This is a genomic window from Pedobacter sp. MC2016-24, assembly GCF_015223055.1.
Taxonomy (GTDB): Bacteria; Bacteroidota; Bacteroidia; order Sphingobacteriales; family Sphingobacteriaceae; genus Pedobacter.
Window position 1 is genome coordinate 448,593 of record NZ_JADFBX010000003.1, and the last position, 20,333, is coordinate 468,925.

The 20,333-nt window shown below is 43.4% G+C and carries 9 protein-coding genes; 8 read left to right on the forward strand and 1 reads right to left on the reverse strand.

Features of this window, described 5'->3' with window-relative positions; translation table 11 throughout:
- Positions 1 to 74: 74 nt before the first annotated feature.
- The 8 genes from IM797_RS10260 (at position 75) to IM797_RS10295 (ending at position 19,474) form a co-directional block, all read left to right on the forward strand.
- Positions 75 to 11,012, forward strand: coding sequence for a putative Ig domain-containing protein (locus tag IM797_RS10260; protein ID WP_194127020.1), 10,938 nt, complete (start codon positions 75 to 77; stop codon positions 11,010 to 11,012).
- Positions 11,013 to 11,109: 97 nt separating this feature from the next.
- Entirely contained in the window at positions 11,110 to 12,105 is a 996-nt protein-coding gene (locus IM797_RS10265; protein ID WP_228098788.1) for a PorP/SprF family type IX secretion system membrane protein, read from the forward strand.
- A 66-nt stretch (positions 12,106 to 12,171) separates the two neighbouring features.
- Positions 12,172 to 14,172, forward strand: a complete 2,001-nt coding sequence (locus IM797_RS10270) for an OmpA family protein (RefSeq protein ID WP_194127022.1) — start codon at positions 12,172 to 12,174, stop codon at positions 14,170 to 14,172.
- A gap of 118 nt (positions 14,173 to 14,290) precedes the next feature.
- Positions 14,291 to 14,473, forward strand: a complete 183-nt coding sequence (locus IM797_RS10275; protein WP_194127023.1) for a hypothetical protein — start codon at positions 14,291 to 14,293, stop codon at positions 14,471 to 14,473.
- Between the two features lie 188 nt (positions 14,474 to 14,661).
- Positions 14,662 to 15,174: a GAF domain-containing protein gene (locus tag IM797_RS10280; protein ID WP_194127024.1), complete on the forward strand. Its 513-nt coding sequence runs from the start codon at positions 14,662 to 14,664 to the stop codon at positions 15,172 to 15,174.
- 84 nt (positions 15,175 to 15,258) lie between these two features.
- The gene (locus IM797_RS10285) at positions 15,259 to 16,005 is read left to right on the forward strand and encodes a DUF1080 domain-containing protein (protein WP_194127025.1); all 747 of its coding nucleotides are present in this window, start codon (positions 15,259 to 15,261) and stop codon (positions 16,003 to 16,005) included.
- Between the two features lie 230 nt (positions 16,006 to 16,235).
- Complete coding sequence (locus IM797_RS10290; RefSeq protein WP_194127026.1) at positions 16,236 to 19,322, forward strand: LamG-like jellyroll fold domain-containing protein; 3,087 nt, start codon at positions 16,236 to 16,238, stop codon at positions 19,320 to 19,322.
- A complete protein-coding gene (locus IM797_RS10295) occupies positions 19,319 to 19,474 on the forward strand; it encodes a hypothetical protein (protein ID WP_194127027.1) in 156 nt (51 codons plus the stop codon). The genes IM797_RS10290 and IM797_RS10295 overlap by 4 nt, the downstream gene beginning before the upstream one ends.
- Here IM797_RS10295 and IM797_RS10300 read toward each other — a convergent pair whose 3' ends face one another.
- Positions 19,475 to 20,329: an N-acetylglucosamine kinase gene (locus IM797_RS10300; protein ID WP_228098789.1), complete on the reverse strand. Its 855-nt coding sequence runs from the start codon at positions 20,327 to 20,329 to the stop codon at positions 19,475 to 19,477. It abuts the gene before it with no gap.
- Between the last annotated feature and the right edge of the window lie 4 nt (positions 20,330 to 20,333).

Genomic DNA, 20,333 nt, shown 5'->3' on the forward strand with positions numbered 1-20,333 from the left:
CGAACGGAGAATTGCAGGCCTTCAATGACTAAAATTGTAGCAGTAAAACTCAGACAAATCTCAACCTATCTGCTATGAAAAGGATATCTACCTTAACGCGATTCTTTAAAGAGTCTTTTCTTCTCTTTCTATTACTAATATCAATAACGCTAATAAATACGAAATCGTATGGACAGGCGAAGACATATGCGACTGTTGCGCCAACAAGCGGAATTTTTACATATGCTCAATTATTGGGCGGAGGATTAGGAGGACCTACAGTCGGAACAGCGCCGGCTGACGGAGAAATAGATCATCCGGAATATGCAGCAACTGCAGACAATACTGCAGCCACGCTCACATCCAAATACTTCAGTTTACTTGTACTTGGTGCTGAAAGCGAAACCTGGTTGCAACTTAAGTATCCTACACCTGTTGCTGCCGGCCAAACCACATTCATTCGGTTTGATGCACCCACATCTACAGGATTAAACTTGGATGCATTAAAAATCGTAGGCGATTTGACCAATCTGTTTAAAAATAATCTGGTTGAATTTCAGGTATATTCAAATGCAGCAGCAGCAGTTGGGAATACTCAAAATAATGGTAATCTGATTCCTGATGCAAATATCAGTGTACAAACAGTGAAAGATGCAGCCGGATTAAATTATTTCGCGGTAACTTCTACCGTTCCTTACAATTCAGTTAGGGTAAGGTTGAGATTTAGAACTGGCCTGCTTGGGCTAAACCTGGGCGCTACGGTCAGCATGAAAATATATAATGCTTTTACAGTTGCTCCTGAAAACTGTGCTCCATCTATTTTTGCAAATATAGGAGAGGTTGTCGGAGTAAATGTATCGTTAACAGAGCTTGTTAAAACTCCAAACCTCGCTATTGATAAAAACCTGGCTACTTCTTCACAGCTGCAGGCAGGATTGGTTGGCGTGGGATCTACGATATCTCAAACCGTTTTCCTCAACGGGAAGTCTGGCACAGATGATTATGCTAAAGTTACCTTATCTGTACCTGCAAGTCTGCTCACACTTGATTTATTTAATAACGTGACCTTGCAAGCTTATGACGGAAATACTCCAGTTGGCCCCTCATCTTCAATTAGTACCCTTTTAAATCTTGATTTATTGGGGTTATTTGCCAATACCAGGGCTGTGCCGGTCTTTTTTAGACCAGGTGTTCCATTTGACCGGATTAAAATCAGTATGGGCAAGGTTGTGGCAGTAGGAGGTAACATATTATCGGGTGGTTTAAATATCCACGAAGTAGAACGCACGGTTGCCAAACCCTTATTTGCTGGGATCAACGGTGGTATTACCGGAGTTTGCGGTACACAAGTTAACCTTTCGGCAACGGCACCAAATGCGGCATTTACATATAATTTATATAGAAAAACCGGAACTGATACCAAAACACTAATTTCCGGAGCAAATGCAAGCGGTGTTTTTTCTGAGGCAGGATTAACTCCCGGAGTCTATACCTATTATTTATCTGCACAGAAAGCAGGCTGTACAGCGGAATCTGACCTGGACAGTGTTAAAGTAACCGTTACTGCCAATGCAGTTGCAGCGACTGCTACTGCGGCACCAATCTGTGCGGGGTCTAACGGAATTTTTGTGATTAACAATGCCGTAGCTGGTCAGACTTACAATTGGTACAATGAACAGACAGGTGGTGTATCTGTGTTCACTGGAACCACATATGATGTGGGACCATTGTCTGCCAATAGAACCTATTATATTGAAACTTTAAATGGTAATTGTTCGGTAGCAACGCGTACTGCGGTAAGAATCACGGTCAACTCCCTTCCTGCCGATGCACAAGTCTCCACAAATAACATAACCATTTCCTCCGGACAAACGGCTACTTTAACAGCTGTAGCTCCGACTGCCGGAAGTACCATCGAATGGTATGAGCTTCCTAACGGAGGGATAGCAGTAGCAGCGGGTACATCTTTTACTACCCCTGCATTAACGTCAAATAAAATTTATTATGTAGGTACCAGAAGTGCGTCTGGTTGCGCAAGTACCAATCGGATTGCCGTTACCATAAATGTATTGGGTGTAACTACGGGGGTAACCTGTAAATCAGCCAATGCGCAACAGAATGGAATCAAAGGCCTGCTGTGTTTATTGTGCGGTGTAACAGATCCTGGAAATGCAGTGGATGCCAATCCAACCAACTTTAGCAGACTGAATTTAACAATAAGTGTTGGAGCAAGCGTTTATCAGCGTTTAATTTTCCCTAACGCCGGAGTTGCTTCAGATAGTATCAGGTTGGATTTAGGTGTTCCGGTTGGACTGGCAGATCTTAGCGTTTTAGGTGGAATCACTGTGAATGTAATGAACGGAGAGCAAGTTGTGAATTCATATCCATTAAATTCACAGCTTTTAAATCTGCAGCTTTTAAGCGGTAGCCGATTTAAAGCAACTTTACCGGCTGGTGCAGCTTATGATCGGGTTGAAATTAGTCTCGGTGCTATCGTAGGCGCCTTGTCTTCAGTGGATGTGTACGGTGCTGAAGTGATTTATCCAAATCCAACCATTTCGAATACCGGCCTCGCCATTTGCTCTGGCGGTTCAACAACCCTTACTGCAAATCCGGTTGCGGGTACCACACTAAAATGGTACGCTGATGCAATTGGCGGCACTGAACTGGCTACGGGAAATACCTATTCACCAACAGGTTTAACAGCAACTACTACTTATTATATAGAAGTAAGCAAAGGAACTTGTGTGAATACCGAACGGATGCCTGTAAAAGTCACAGTTAATCCAGCCATTGTTTTTGCACCGACTGTTTTAACAAACGCAACAATTGGCTCCAATTATACCAGACAAATCACACCTGCAACAGGTGGAAGTCCGGCATTTACCTATGCACTTGCATCAGGCAGTACTCTTCCAGCGGGCTTGTCGTTGTCAAGTACCGGTGAGCTGACTGGCAAACCTACCACTGCCGGAAATGCATCTTTCTCTATTATCGTTACCGATAGTAAAGGCTGTAACGCTACTGCAACATTTAATCTAGTGGTTACCGATGCTTTGGCTATTGGTACTGCAATATTGCCAAATGGTACAACCAATGTTTTGTATCCCAATCAGACACTTCCAGCTGCTACAGGTGGAACAGGTCCATATAATTATATAGCAACGAACCTGCCTCCGGGATTGATCCTGGATCCGGATACCCATGTCATTTCAGGCACACCAACTCAAGCCGGCACCTATCCGGTTAAAGTAACCGTAACTGATGCCAATGGAAATAAAGCCACACAGGATTATTCCATTATCGTAAGAGATCCATTGGTCTTAGCTCCTGCTACTTTAGCAGAGGGAACTGTTGGAACACTTTATCCTGCACAAACCATTCCTACAGTTACAGGAGGCGTAGGACCATATGCTTACACAGCTACGGGTCTGCCTAATGGTTTAATCTTCAATGAAACTACGCATGAAATTACGGGTACACCAACTGCTTCCGGAACCTATACCGTATCGGTAACCGTTAAAGATGCGGATGGAAAAACAGTTACTACACCTTATACACTTGTTGTAAAAGATCCATTGGTATTACCGGTAGCCACACTTCCTGATGGAAATGTGAATGTAGTTTATACTTCGCAGGCTTTACCATCTGCAACTGGTGGCACAGGCCCTTATACCTATTCTGCACCAACATTGCCCGCCGGTTTGCAATTTGATCCGGTAACCCGTATCATTTCTGGTACACCAGGTCAATCAGGTCTTTTCACTATACCAGTTACCGTAAAAGATCAAACCGGTAAAACAGTAACTACCAATTACACCCTGCGTGTGATTGGTGCATTGTCTTTGCCTACAGCGGCCCTGGCGAATGGAACAGTAGGTACTGTTTATCCTGGAGAAACCTTACCTGAAGTTTCAGGCGGAACTGGCCCTTATACCTATCTGGAAGCCGATATGCCTCCGGGATTGACTTTTGATCGCCTGACACGTAAAGTGTCTGGTACACCGACATTGGGTGGCACATTTACTTTCTCTATCACAGCTAAAGATGCTGCCAACAATGCTACGACAACGAACTTCAGCATTCTGGTAAAAGTTGCAGCTCCGGCAGTAGCTTCTACTACAATTTGTGCTGGCACTACAGCAACATTAACCGTTGCACCAACAATTACAGGGGTAACTTATAACTGGTATGCGGGTACTGGAAATACCGCAATTTTTACCGGGCCAAGCTATACTACTGCTGCACTAACAACAAATACAACTTATTACGTAGCTGCCGTTTCAGGAACAGAAACCAGTGATCGTACTGCGGTAACAGTTACTGTTCGCCCTGCACCTGCATTGGCTGTAGTCAGTTCGGGACAGTCTATCAGTGCCGGACAAACGGCAACGCTTCAGGCTGATGCCGGTACGGGAAATACCCTGGCCTGGTACAGTGCCGCAACTGGCGGCAATGCCTTGTCTACCAGTACAACCTATACCACACCAATTCTGAATACGACAACTACCTATTATGTGGAAACACAAAATGCTGCGGGTTGCGTGAGTTTAACCCGGGTACCTGTTACAGTTACCGTAACCAGCGGACCTGTGAACCCGAATTGTAATGCGGCTACCAGTCAGGAAACTAAGATTGAATCTTTGCTTTGCCTGCTGTGTGGAATCACCAATCCTTCTGGTTCTACAGATGCAGATCCTGCAACTTTTACTACCATTAACCTGGGGGTTAACGTAGCTGGAGTAGCGTATCAGAAACTGAAGTTTTCAAAACAAGGTGCTGCCACAGATAGCATCCGAATTGATATGGAGATACCTGTCGGACTCGCCGATATCGGCTTGATCAATGGCGGCACCATCACTGTTTATAAAGGCAATACGCCAGTTAAAGTTTATCCTTTAAATTCTTCTTTGTTGAACCTGCAGCTTTTAAGTGGCAACAGGTTCCAGGCAACTTTCCCTGCAACAGGCGATTTTGACGCTGTTGAAATTCGCGTAGGTGCTGTAGTTGGTTTGCTAAGTAATTATAACATTTATGGGGCTACCATCATCTATCCAAATCCAACAGTGGCCACAACAGGCCAGACTGTTTGTGCCGGAAATACCACAACCCTAAGCGCCACAGCAAATGGCGGTACTACCTTAAATTGGTATGCCGCTGCTACAGGTGGACCTTCACTACATGAGGGAGAGACTTTTACTACACCTGCACTTGCAGCAACAACAACCTATTATATAGAAGTAAGTAAAGCCGGTTGTCCAAATGCAACACGTATACCGGTGACAGTAACAGTAACTCCAGTGCCAACAGCACCAGCATTTGCAACGGTATTGCCAGTTTGTTACGGTTCTACAACCAGTATTTCGGTAAACAGTCCGGTTACAGGCGTAAATTACAATTGGTATACTGTAGCTAACGGTGGAACCTCAATCTTCACTGGCCCTACATTTGTTACGCCGGCCTTAACAGCCAATACGACTTATTATGTAGAAGCGGCCAATCCAGGTTGTGGTGTTTCTACACGTACCGCAGTGCCTGTTACAGTAAATCCGATGATTGCTTTGCCACAAGTTCAAGCTTCATCCACTACCGTTGATCCTGGTCAGACCGTTATTTTAACTGCCAGCCCGATTGATCCGGATGTTAGTTTCAACTGGTATGCTACAGCAACGGATACGACTCCGATCTATACCGGAGCCGTATATGTAACACCTCCGCTCACTGTGACAACAACCTATTATGTTGAGGCGAAATCTAATGTAACAGGGTGTACTTCAGTAAGCAGGGTACAAGTGACCATCAATGTAAATAATGGTGGAAACCCAAATCCGGTTCCTTGCGAAAGGGCGCTCACTGAAACCCACAGTGTAAATGGTGTTGCCTTGCTCTCTGCAGTGTTCAACCCACAACTAGCTGTTGATGACGACACCAAGACGGGTTCTTCACTGGTGATGCCTGTTGGACTTTTAGGAGCCTCAGTTTCTCAAAATCTCATATTCGGTTCTCCTTCAACGTTGGGCGATACCGTACAGGTATTGTTAAGTGCACCAGGTAAACTTTTGTCTGTTGGCTTATTGTCCAGCATCCAGGTAGGTACTTATAATGGTGGAACGAACAACAACGATGCAGTATCGATCAATAACAACCTCATTAAACTGGAGTTATTAAGCAACAATAGTCAGGCTTTAATCAGCTTTGTGCCAACAGTAACTTTTGATCAGGTACAAGTACGCCTGAATGCCGGTTTGGCCGGAGTGCTTTCCACAGTTGATGTGAATTATGCAAGACGCATTTTGGTTGCACCTACGCTGCAGGTACCTAATCCAACAGCCTGTGCCAATCAACAAGTCGCATTAAGCATTCTAAATGCAAACCCTGCGCTTACCTACAAATGGTACGATGCAACTGGTGCTACGGTATTGAGTACCGGCCCAACTTACAACCCTACTGTAGGAACACAAAATGTTACTTTCTACGTTACAGCAACTTCTGCATCGGGATGTGCAAGCGCCAGAACTAAGGTTGATGTGATGGTAACACCTGTTCCGGATGCGCCTCAACTGGTATCCGCAAATGTAAATACCTGCTCAGGAAGTGATGTTACGCTTGAAGTTAAAAATCCATTAACCGGTATCACTTACAAATGGTATGACAGCAACAATGTATACCAGTCAAATAAAGACGGTGTTAAATTTGATATTCCGAATGTAACTGCCAATGTAGATTACTATGTAGAAGCTACAACTACAATTTGTGGTGTGCCTTCTGCTACTAAAACCAAGGCAGAGATTAAAATAGGTACCCTGGATAAACCGGTAATCACGCCAATGGCGGTAACCATAAAATCGGGAACCTCAGCAGTTTTGACTGCAACATCCAGTACTGCCGGCGCAATGTTTAAATGGTACGATGACGTGGCATTAACGACGGTTAAATCTACAGATTCACGTTACATCACAGATCCATTGATCAATAATACCAATGCTCCTGTTATTCATACTTTTTATGTAACCGCAGAAACCTCAGGTGGCTGTCCTGCGTCTGCAGCGGCAACGGTAGACGTGACCGTATTACCTGCTGTAAACGGAACCGATGTGCCTTGTGAACCAGCAACGGTGAGCAAAAGAGCAGGAGTAGACGGAGTGGCACTACTGACCGCTGTATTTAACCCACAATTTGCTGTAGATAACAATACAGAAACCGCTTCCTCACTGGTTATGCCGGTTGGTGCGCTTGGTGCTTCGGTATATCAACTGGTCGGTTTTAACGGCCCTTCTACTATCGGAGATACGATTAGAGTACGATTAAGTTCTCCGGGTAAATTATTATCAGTAGGTGTCTTCCCTTCTATCGAGTTGACTACCTATAATGGCCTGGTTAGCAATAACGATATGATTACGGCCAGTAACCCATTGATTAAACTGGATGTATTAAGTCAGGATGGCGATTATATCTTCTCTTTTGTTCCTCAAAAACAATTTGATGGTGTAGAGCTCAGGTTAAGATCTGGTCTGGCTTCTGTACTGTCTACGCTGGATTTCAATTATGCACAGCGTGTGCTTGTGGCACCAATCGTATCAAGTGCCAATGCCTCAGCTTGTGTAGGTTCTGGTGCTACTTTATCTGTTCTAAACCCAGTAGCAGGTCTGACTTATCAATGGTATAAAGGAACGGATGCCAGTCCAATAGCTTCGGGTACTACCTATACTACTGATGCGACACTTGCTGCCGGAACCTATAAATACTATGTTACTGCCAGCCGCAACAACTGCGTAAGTGCTAAAACGGGAGTAGACGTAACCATTTTTGCTGCACCTGACGCACCGGTACCTGCTCCTGGTAATCCAACAGCAGTTTGCCCTAATACAGCCGTTACACTTGCCGTTACTCCTGTAAACGGTGTAAGCTACAATTGGTACGATGCTTTAACGCTTGGTAATAAGCTGGCAACCAATACAAATACTTATACAACAGCGGCAAACCTGGCTCCTGGAGTTTACAATTTTTACGTGGAAGCCGCTAATGGAAATTCATGTGTGAGCACCGCTGCACGCACACTGATATCTATTACAGTGAAACGTTTCTCAACGCCAGGTGATGTTACTGTTACCGGTGCAGAAACTGCTGTTTGTAAAGACAGTAAAGCTAAGTTAACAGCGAGCAGTGCTTTAAGTAACCCTAAATTTGAATGGTTTACTGATGCGGCATTAACACAAAGCGTATCTACCAATGCCATTTATGAACCAACAGTAAGTGTAACTACCACGTTCTATGTCACAGTAAGTGGAGATGAGGCTTGCGTTGGCGGGCCTGCAAGTGCGAAAGCCGTAACTGTAACCGTGAACACACCGGCAACAGCTGCAGATCTGAACATAACCGCAGATGCCAATGCTTACTGTGCGGGTTCAAAAGCAACACTAACAGCAACAACAACTACAGTAAATACACCAACATTTGTTTGGTATAGTGATGCAAATTTAACCCAGGAAGTATTCAGGGGGGCGGTTTACCAGCCAGTCGTAACGGTAACTACCAATTTCTATGTAACGGTTAGCGGAACCAACAAATGCCCGAATTTACCTGCCGATGCGAAAGTAGTTTCGATCATCGTAAATAATCCGGCTACACCTTCCGATATTGCGGTAACTGGTAACGGAACACCGTTCTGTGCCGGATCAAAAGCAACTTTAACGGCTACTGCAGCTTTGGTTGGCCATCCACTGTTCATCTGGTATAGCGATGCCAATTTAACCCAGGAAGTATTCAGAGGTGCAGTTTACGAACCAATCGTTACGGCAACAACCAATTACTATGTTACGGTGAGTGGTGATAACAGATGTCCGAATGATCCTGGTAACGCAAAAGTAGTTGCCATTACCGTGAATACACCTGCAACTGCAGCAGATCTGTCAGTTACTGGAAATAATGCCGCGTACTGTAAAGGAACAAAAGCAACTTTAACGGCAACGACTACTACAGTAAACAATCCGGTCTTCACCTGGTATACCGATGCGGACCTCACCAATGCCATATTTACCGGTCCGGTTTTCGAGCCTGTATTGACTGCAACAACTACGTATTATGTAACCGTTCGCGGATCAAACAGATGTGAAAGTACAAAATCAAGTGCCAAAGCCGTAACCTTAGTTGTTAACCCTCCGGCTTTGTCTTCAGATATCACTGTGAAAGGTAATGATGCGCCATTCTGTAATGGAACTCAGGCCATTTTAACCGCTGAAAGTACAACGGTAACCAACCCTGTATTTACCTGGTACACAAATGCAGCTTTAACAGATGTAGCTTCTAATGATCCGGTATTTAAACCAACATTAACCACTACTACGACCTATTATTTAACCGTTCGTGGTAGTAATAAATGCGAAAATAGCATTGGAGATGCAAAGATTGTCACTCTGATTGTCAATACTCCGGCTACTGCTGCTGATGTGATTGTGTCGGGAGCTGAAACGCCAGTCTGCGCAGGTAATACCGTTAAGCTGACTGCCAACAGTACTACAGTGACCAGTCCGGTATTTACCTGGTACACAGATGCTGCTTTAACCAATGCAATATTTACGGGAGCAGTACTGGAGAAAACACTTACAGTCACAACCACTTATTATGTAACCGTAAAAGGGGCTAACAAATGTGAAAATCTTCCAGGTACCGGTAAAGCAGTTACGGTTACAGTAAGTGCCATACCAGATGTACCAATTGTAAACAATGGCGGCGCAGTAACGATTTGTTCTGGTGATGGTACAACATTAAGTATTCAAAACATTCAGAGCGGCGTAACTTACCAATGGTATAGTGCGGCACAAAACGGTACCTTGTTGGGTGCCGGCCCAACGCTTGCAGTTGGTCCGCTGACCACAACTACCGATTACTATGTGCAGGCAACCAGTGCTTCTGGTTGTGGAAATGCAACAGGAAGGGTTAAAGCAACAGTTACGGTTTCAACCAGACCGGATGTGCCAACTGTCGCCTCAAATTCAGTAAACACTTGTTTAGGAAGCACAGCAACCTTAAGCATTTCCAATCCGGTTGCAGGTGTAACTTACAACTGGTATGCTACAGCAGCAAGTACCACCATACTGGGTTCTGGCAATAGCTTTACCACGCCTGCAATTACTGCTGCAACAACAAACTTCTACGTAGAAGCCAAATCAGCAACATGTACCAGTACAACAAGAGCAATGGTTACTGTAAATGCAGGTACCATACCGCTTCCTCCGGCATCAGTGACTGGTGCAAGTACACCACAATGTGCCGGAACCGGAACGGTGCTGACCATAAATAACCCAGATGCAGCTTTGAAATATTCATGGTTCGCCTCAGCCACCGGGGGTACTGCATTGAATGTAGGGAATACCTTTACCGTTCCTGCTTTAAATGCAACAACCATTTACTATGTAGAAAGTTCAAATGCTACTACAGGATGTATCAGTGCCAGCAGAACTGCTGTTACGGTAACGGTATTGCCTAAACTTGCTGCACCAGTGGTATCTGTTCAGGAACGTACTGCAACCAGTGTAATCTTTGCATGGGCACCGGTTCCGGGAGCTACTGCTTATGAAGTATCTCTCGATGGTGGACTAAGCTGGATTGCACCAAGTTCAGGACCGCAAGGAACTACTTATCTGATTGCAGGTTTGAAACCAGATCAGAATGTAAATATCAGTGTAAGGGCTGTAGGTCAATTGGCTTGTCAGTTGAGTGATGCCAGCAGTCTGAACGGCAAAAGCGACAATCCGTTGGGCAATACCATTTTTATTCCAAATACATTCACGCCAAATAACGATGGTAAAAATGATGTCTTCTATGTTTATGGAAATACCATCGCTAAAATGAGATTAAGGGTATACAACCAATGGGGACAATTCATCTACGAATCACTCAACATTCAGAGTGGATGGGATGGAACCTTTAAAGGACAGATACAGCCAAACGGTGTTTATGTTTACTACGTGGAAGCCGAATTCAATGACGGTACCAAAACAACTAAAAAAGGAACAATTACACTATTGCGATAACAGAGTCACAATGAGAATATCCTGGGCATATGGCTAAGCCCCGGGATATTCTCATAGCCATTGAAAAATAAACATACTGATGAAAAACAAATTTGTTATGAAGAAACTAATCAAAATACTGGCAGTAGGCGCGTTTCTATGTTTAGGTGCCATAAGGGTTACCGCACAGATAGATCCCCATTTCTCCCAATACTACGCAAATCCACTTTGGTTAAACCCTGCCTTAACAGGCGTTACCGATGGAGAATACCGGGTGTCTTTAAACGCAAAGCAACAGTGGGGATCATTACCCAACTCGTTTTTAACTGCAGGAGCCTCATTTGATATGGCACCAGTTAAAAATTTAGCTTTTGGCGCGATGATATTGAATCAAAATGCCGGTGACATCAGCTATAACCATTTGAGTGCACTGGTTTCTGGTGCTTATCGGGTTAGGTTTGGCCGGCTCGGCTTAAATATGTTAAATTTTGGTGTGCAGGCCGGTATAATCAATAAAAGTTTTGATGCTTCCAAGATTACTTTGGGCAGCCAGTTTAATCCGGTTACAGGTTATGATCCAAATTTTGGAATCTCTGATTCTTTTACGTCGACCAATACTTTGGTCCCCGACGTGAATTTCGGCGTGATGTATTTTGATGGCAATCCCGATCAGGTGGTAAATGTTTTTGGAGGCGTAATGGCTGCTCACCTTACACGTCCTATTGATAAGTTTTTGGGTACTGATGTGCGGATGCCGATCCGCTATGCCGCTCATGGTGGCCTGCGGATTAAGGTGACAGATATGCTCGGCATAACGCCTAACGGTTTGTATATGAAACAAGGAAATGCTCGTGAAATTGCAGCGGGAGCCTACGCACAAGTCCTTTTAAATCCGGAAGCAGATTTATTGTTTGGATCTAACTATAGAGTTGACGATTCTGCGATTGCTTTTTTTGGCCTCCACCTGAAAAACATGGTGTTTGGATTAAGTTACGATTTCAATACTTCTAACTTAAACAGGGCTACAGGAAGTAAGGGTGGACTGGAATTGTCGGTTTCCTTTAACAGCAGGAAAGGAATCACAGGACCCAACTTCTTTTGCCCACGATTATAAGCTCAGCTGGAGCTCAGTATAGCTTCGACAATTAAAAAATACCACAAAAAATAAAAATATACTCCAATGAAAATAAAGATACTACTGGTCCTCTGTTTATTCACCGCTGCTGCGCATGCACAATTTGTAACCAATAATAAAAGGGTAGGAGATGTGTATTTTCACAACGGAGCGTATTATGCAGCAGCTGAATACTATAAAAAAGCACTGAATCTAACTGCAGACAGCAGTGGAAGTCTGGTGTTGCCTTATGGGTTCGAAAATAGGGTAAAAGAGGATAGTCCCAAAAGGGATGACTATGAAAATACAGTATTTCAGTTGGCAGAAGCGCTTAGGTTATACAAAAACTTTGCGGAAGCAGAGAAATGGTACGCTACGGTTATCGGCTTTAATAAACCCAAATTTGTATTGAGTTATTTTTGGTATGGTGAAACTTTAAGGGCAAATCAGAAAATGCCCGAAGCCATCAAAGCTTTTAATGAGTTCCTGTCCAGGTATGATGTGAACGATAACTATAAAGTTAAAGCAAAGCAAGAAATAGCATCCTGCCGCTTCGCCATGTATGAAATTAAGTTCCCGCGTTTGTTTAAGATCAACAGACTGCAGAACAGCATCAATGATAAAGGATCAAATTATGCGGCTCAGCTTCAAACCGGACTCCTCTATTTTACCTCTTCCAGACCAACCAATACGAGTGGTAAGAAAGAAATATTACAAGACAAAGCCAATGCAAAGGTAGCCAGGGAGGAAAGTCCCTTCGTAAATGCCATTTATGAAGCTTCCGGAAATCCACTTACCGATCGCATCACTGTTAAAAAATTAGCGATAAAAGCTAAAGAAAGAGAACTTGGAGCAGCTTCGTTTCTGCCCAACGGAAAAGTAATGTATGTGACCAACTGGAACAATGAAGGTAAAAAGAGAATTGTTCGTTTAAATGCAGCGGCAGACAAGGCCGGCACCTGGTCTGAAGCCATAGACCTTGGTGGAAATGTCAATGTAAATGGATTTAATTCGATGCAGCCATTTGTGACCAGGGACGGGAAATACCTGATGTTTTCTTCCGACAGGCCAGGTGGATCTGGTAAATACGATTTGTGGTATGCTGCCATAGAATCAGACGGCTCTGTAGGTCTGGCCACCAATATGGGTGAACTGGTCAATACAGATGAAGACGATCAGGCACCTTATTACAACAGCAGCACGAAAAAGTTACTGTTTAGCAGTAATGGACGGATAGGTATGGGCGGCTTTGATTTCTATGAAAGTGAAGGTGATTTTGTAACCTGGACAGAACCGCATAACCTGGGTTATCCCTTCAATTCTTCTAAAGATGACATGTATTTTACCACTACAGAGACTGACGATAGTGCGGGTTACATCAGTTCAGACCGCGAGTCCCAATGCTGTCTGGAGGTATTCCATGTCAGAAAACAAAGCCTGGTTATCCAGGGGCTGGTTTTAGATTGCAATACGCAAAAGCCGCTAACCGGAGTGTTAGTTACTTTAGCTGATTCTCTACAGGAATTTAAGGTGACAACCGATGAAACAGGGAAATATAGCTTCAAGGTAAATTCAAACCGGCACTTTAAGCTGACAGCAGATAAAGACAAGTATTTTAGTAAAGCCATTGCCTACAATTACAACCAAATGGTACAAAAAGACACTTTGACCAGTCCTGATTTGTGTCTGATTCCGTACGAAATAGACAAGCCAATTGTATTGAAAGACGTGCTATATGAATTTAATAAAGCAGATCTGACAGAGGATTCTAAAGAAAAACTTGATCACTTGTATGACATAATGGTAGATAACCCAAGCATTGAGATTGAATTGAGTGCACATACCGATAGTAAAGGTACTGATGAGTACAACCTTGATCTATCCAACAGAAGGGCTAAATCTTGTGTAGATTACCTGATTGAAAAAGGTATTTCAAGTGCAAGGATGACCAGTAAAGGTTATGGAAAAACCCGTCCGGTTGCCCCGAATAATTTCCCGAATGGTAAAGACAATCCGGAAGGCAGGGCACTAAACAGACGGACAGAATTTAAGGTTACCAAAAAATAAGATTAACTAACCCTCCAATCCAGCCCTGTAGATTTTAAGAATTTCTTAGAATTTGCAGGGTTTTTTTATTGAAAATTGCGCATCAGGAACATTTGATTTAAATTACGCCCAAATAATTATGGAAGACAAAATTCAACTCATCGCAAATACTTTATTAAGCAGCTTTCTCCCTAAAGATCCAGAACAAAAAAGCCTGAGCTTTCACTTCACACTACCTCCAAATCAGAGTTATAAGGTTTACTATGAACAAGCTGCAAATGGAGAATGGACTTTTCTGAGGGCTGAGAAAGTCAGCATTTAGATTCCCCAATTGTGTAAAATTCACCCCCTTGTCGGGCTGTGGCAATTTTCTATTTTTGAAATTATTTAGCTTTTTGCCCCTTTTTTGTAATCTCAAAGTTTGTTTCTGATGCCATTAAGCAACATCTCCCGCATTTCCAAAACGAGGTATAATAATTGTCTTAACTAAAGACACCTATTTATTGAAGAATGGAAAAGTTTGAAAATTATCATATCCTGTCGGATGAAACTGGCCGATTGAAGAATTTAGAGCGATATACGATTCACCACAACAGGGCTGAACCTATCTTTGATCAGCTGGCAGCAATGACAGCAAAAGTAATGGATATGCCCGTAGCACTAATCAATTTTGTGGATGAAGATAACGTGTGGAACAATTCGCTCAATGGTTTACCGAGTGCTTTCGGAATCGATGTTGCTTTATCTTCCATGGCTGTTGATCATGAAAATCTGAATCTGATTACCCAGCTGGCTGGAAAACCTGATTTGATGATCAACCCGATAACGGCCGCAGAGTGCGGACTTCAGTTTTACGCTACGGTACCCATTACCACCGGGAACGGCTTGCGGGTAGGCATGATTTGTATTGGTGATCAAAATCCAAGGGTATTTCTTCCGGAAGAAGAAGCGAAGCTCATCCGTATGGCCAGCCTGGTTCAAAATGAGATGAAGCGACGTGTGGCAGGCCGGTTTTGTGCCTGAAAATAACTGTGAAATTGTATCAGATCATTTCATTGGCTTTAATTATTGATATATTTAAATCATTAATTAGAATCCATACAGTTCATGAAAAAGAATATTTTATGTTTTAGTCTGCTTAGTATTGCTGTTGCAGGCCATGCTAATGCTCAGGAAAAAGTAGATGCACCTAAACTTACCGAAGTCTGGAAGCCTGTACCAAAAATTGTCAGCCCGGGAGCCACGGCTGCAGCGGCACCTGACGACGCGATCGTTTTGTTCAATGGAAATCAGGCCACTGCCTTTGTTGGCAAAGACGGACAGCCTGTCAAGTGGAAGATTGCTGATGGTAGCATCACCGTAGTAAAGGGTACGGGAGAAATTACGACAAAAGAGAAATTTGGTGATTGTCAGCTGCATATTGAATGGAGATCACCGGAAACAGTCAAAGGTAACGGCCAGGGGCGTGGCAATAGCGGTATTTTCCTAATGGGTAAATATGAGTTACAGGTGCTCGATTCCTATAACAACAGTACTTATTCAAATGGGCAGGCGGGTAGTATTTACAAACAGCTGATTCCATTGGCCAATGCTTCACGCAGACCGGGAGCGTGGCAAACCTATGAAGTGATTTTTATGGCTCCACGATTTAATGAAGATGGGTCGGTAAAAATTCCTGCTACGATCACGGTCATTCACAACGGTGTGTTGGTTCAAAACCATGCTACGATTGCGGGCTCAACCCAATATATCGGCGCGCCTTCTTACGAAAAACATGGTGATAAAGAGCCACTGAGTTTACAGGATCATGGAGATGAAGTTAGTTACCGTAACATATGGATTAGAAATCTATAGTTAATCCGTTATTCTGAAAATTATTTCGCTTACTGCTAATCGTGGTCTGACCCTGTCGTGCCTGTTTTTTCTTTAACTTTTATATTACTGACTGTTTGTTTTTCTGGTTACTTTAATTATATTTAAGTTTAATTAATTAATTTTATAATTATATTGTAACCTTATAATAAATTTTGAGTGCAAAATCAATTTGTTGGTTAAGTCTGTGCCTGGCCTGTTTTTCTTGCCAGATGCTACGCGCTCAGTCCTGGCTGGCTGGCTATAATTACAGGAAAAAGATCACCATTGATAAGTCCAGATTTAAAGGAAATACCAATTTGGTTGATTTTCCCTTTCTGATCTCCATCACTGATCCGAGTCTGGTCAATCTTCAGCATTGCGATCCGAAAATCAACGATCCCCGTGGATTGGATATTTCGTTTTGCTTGGGCAGTCAACCAACAGTTCCAATTGCTTTCCAGCTGGACAGTTATGATCCCGCAACCGGTAGGTTGACTTGCTGGGTTCGCCTGGAACAGTTGTTTACCGGAACCAATGCTGGCAACAATGTATTATACCTCTATTATGGATCAAATATTACTGCCGATCCTTTTGAACCCCGAAGCGCTTCAGTCTGGACCAGGGATTACGACCGCCTTTGGCACATGAATGCCGATCTGGCTGGTAAAAACCTCCGCTCAGCGAATGGGCAGATTGGAAAAGACGCAACGGGCAGTTCAAGCATTCAGCAAGCTAATTTTTTGGCCGGGAAAATCGGTACTGGAGTTCGTTTCAATGGATTTTCCGATGCGTTTTTTTCTCCTGTTGATACCAATACAACCATTTGCATTACCGCATGGATTAAACCGAAATTGACAGGGAAAGTACAAGTCATCCTCGGCAACGACAGTTTGGGCGGATACCAGCTCAGTCTCGATGCTGCCGGATATCTGGTCTTTGAGATCATTAATGGAAGCCGAAAAATTACATCTTCAAGTGTCAGCCCCTTGGAACCAGGGGTCTGGCATCACATCGCTGCTTCATTTAGTAAGACCCAAAGGAAACTTTTCGTCAATGGCGCACAAGTCATAGGTAGTGCTGGCCCCCTGAGCCTGATCGCTGGCGGACAGGTTAGAATTGGTTGTAGCAAAACCCAGGATAAATGGTTTGAAGGCGAGATCGATGAAGTGCGCATACAAAATGTTTTACGGAGCAATGATTGGATCAATGCAGAATATTTGAATCAAAATGAACCGGAATTGGTTTATGCCATTTCTTCTGAAGAGAAAAACCCGGCCCAAAGTCCAATTGCTTATGAGTTTACCGCTGCGGGTGGTAACCAGCTTTGGGCAGAGGCTGCCAACTGGAAATATGGCAAAGTGCCTCCGGCTTTAAGTAACGTAACGGTGAAGGCCAATAAAGTATTAAGGACCAGTACTGATGCGCAGATCAATAAATTAGTGCTTGAATCCGGTGCGATGCTTTGTCCAGAAGCTGAGCTGACCATCCATTGCCAGACGGACGTAGCGCCGGGAGCAGTCATTTCTTTAGCCTTAGAAAGCCAGATTCGGTTTAAAAGAGATGTAATCAACAACGGTAGCATCAAAGGACCGGGAACGCTTATGTTAACCGGGCTGGAGAATCTGCAAACTTTCACAGGTAATGGATCAATCGCTATTGCTAATTTAATGGTCAACCTGCCGGATAAAGCGCATGTGGTACTTTTACAAACCGAGGTTCAGGTCGGCAAATATCTCAAAATCATCCGTGGAACTTTAAATGTCAATGGCAGACTTACGCTGCTTGCTGATGCGCAACATGCTGCTGCGGTATGGCCAATTTCAGATCTGACCAATACTGCGCTTATTGGTATGGCAAATGTGCAGCAGTATATAGCCGGATCTTTTAATGCGCCTTCAACAGCAAGGGGCTGGAAATTGCTGAGCGTCCCGGTTTACCACACCAACCAAAATAATGACTACAGGTATCAGATTAAAGACATTCAGGAAAGTGTTTTCATTACCGGCCCATCCGGATCGGTTAATGGTTTCGATCCTTCTTCAAATAATTCCAGTACCATATACACGCACAATCAGGCATTGCCAGGAACGCTATCCCAAAAATACGTCGGAATAGCCAACACCGCTGTGCAGATTCCTGTAGGGCGGGGGATCTATGTATTTTCAAGAGGAAGCCGGTCTATGCCAGATGCTTACGCTAAACAAATACAAGGTCCAGTTTTTATCAATCCTGAAGCTTATATACTTCATTACAAAGGTTTTTTGTTTAGCGGTGAAATGATGATCAACCTGGAAAGTAGAAATACAGACAATCCGGGCGATGGCTTTAACCTTTTAGGCAATCCTTATGCTGCACCAATTGTCTGGTCCAGATTGTCAAAAGTGAATACTGGACCGTTTGTCTGGACTTTTGACCCCAAAAACAATGCTTATCAGGTGAGTGATGATCCCAATTTCTTAATTCCGGCAGGAACTGGTTTTTTTGTACGGCTCAACAAGGGTAATACAAATGGCAGTTTAACCTTTACTGAACAAGCAAAATATATTGAAGCTTCCTCAGTTAAAGATGCGGCAAAAATACAATCCATACTTAAACAGGAGCCCACTGGCTTAAAGCGCTTAAGTGTCCAGATCAGCAAAGCAGAACTCTCCGATGATTATACGGTTAGGTACAGCGCGTCTGGAAACAATCAGGTCACAGATGCGGATGCCTTAAAAATCGGCCCAGGCTACTTGAGTATATCTTCCATCACTACAGATCAGCAAAGGCTCGCCATAGAAGACCGGGCTGAAATTGTGAATGCGGATACGATCAACTTATCCATTCAGGTTTGGGCTGAAGGCCCATGTAAACTCGTTTTTACTGGGATAGCCGACTTAAATGCAAAGGTCACGCTTGTTGATCATTTGCTCAACATAAGCCGGGAAATTACCGATGGAAACCACATTTACAATTTCGACCTGAATGCAGGGGAGGTTAAAGGCGGGGAGATTAAGCGATTTTCTATCTTTTTACGGCGGCAAATCAATGCACCAGAAAATGACTTGGAAAGTGAAACCTGGTCTATATATCCCAACCCCTTTACCGATCACATTTACATCAGCTCAAAGCACACTACAATCAAAAGACCTAAGCTGCTGATCAGGAATATCATGGGCGAAACAGTCTTGAGCACATCAACCGCGCCCCTGATAGCCGGGCAGGCCATAGAGATCAAACCTGGCCAGCTGAGCGATGGGGTTTACATCCTATCGGTTCTGGATCTGGATAAAGGCAAAATAACCATCACCCGTAAACTGATAAAAACAACGCCATGAGCCATTTCTATTTATTGAATTTTGTCTTACAAGAAGGTAACCCTGGGTTGCCAGGTGGTGATCCGGATGCTCCGATTGATCAGGGCTTGCTTTTTTTACTTTTGCTGGCTGCCATTTATGGTTGCTACAAAATCAAAAAATCCGCACATTGATTAGGCTAAAATACCTTCTTTTCTTAAAATGTAGTTGTAAATTCCTGTAATCGGTTTTTGATAGATATGCCCCAGCTTTACCTCATTGTTCAGACAGACTTCGCTCAGAATATCCCGGTAAAAATGAGCTATTGATCCAACAAAGTGGCAATTCAGGCTTTTGTAGTTTTTATAATCTTTAACATTACTGTCTACAAATTCCTGAAATCCTTCACGTAAAATGTCAATAATGAAAGGGTGCTCGCGGTGGTCGGCCATAAACCTGCTGATTCCGGCAAGGTAAGTATTTGGATAGGGGTTTTGATAAATATTGGTGATCACAGTTTCTTTGTCTAAAGGAAACTCCTGCTGAAAGGCAGTACTCAAATCAGCTGGCATTTGTTTATACAAATACGTGGTGATCATCTTCCGGCCAAAATAAGTTCCCGAACCCTCATCGCCTAAAACATAGCCTAAGCCATGATTTCCGGCATGTAAGGTCTTGCCATCATAATAGGAAATATTAGATCCGGTACCCAGGATGCAGGTAATTCCAGGCTCATCGCCACAGGTCGCATAGGCAGAACCCATCAAATCGTGTTCTACTGAAACGTAAGCATGTCTGAAAAAAGAAGAAATCCCATTGGAAATAATTTCTACTTTGTCTGGAGAAGAGCAACCAGCGCCAAAAAAGTAAACTTCTTTAACCAGGTCTGCATAAGCTGCAATTTCTTTCTTTTTAGAAAAGAGCTTAAAAATATCATGAGCGTTTAAGAAATAAGGATTGATGCCCTGGGTGCTGAAGTTTATTTCCCCCTCCGGACTGTAACCCATCCAATCTGTTTTTGAAGAACCGCTGTCTGCTACTAGAATCATTCGC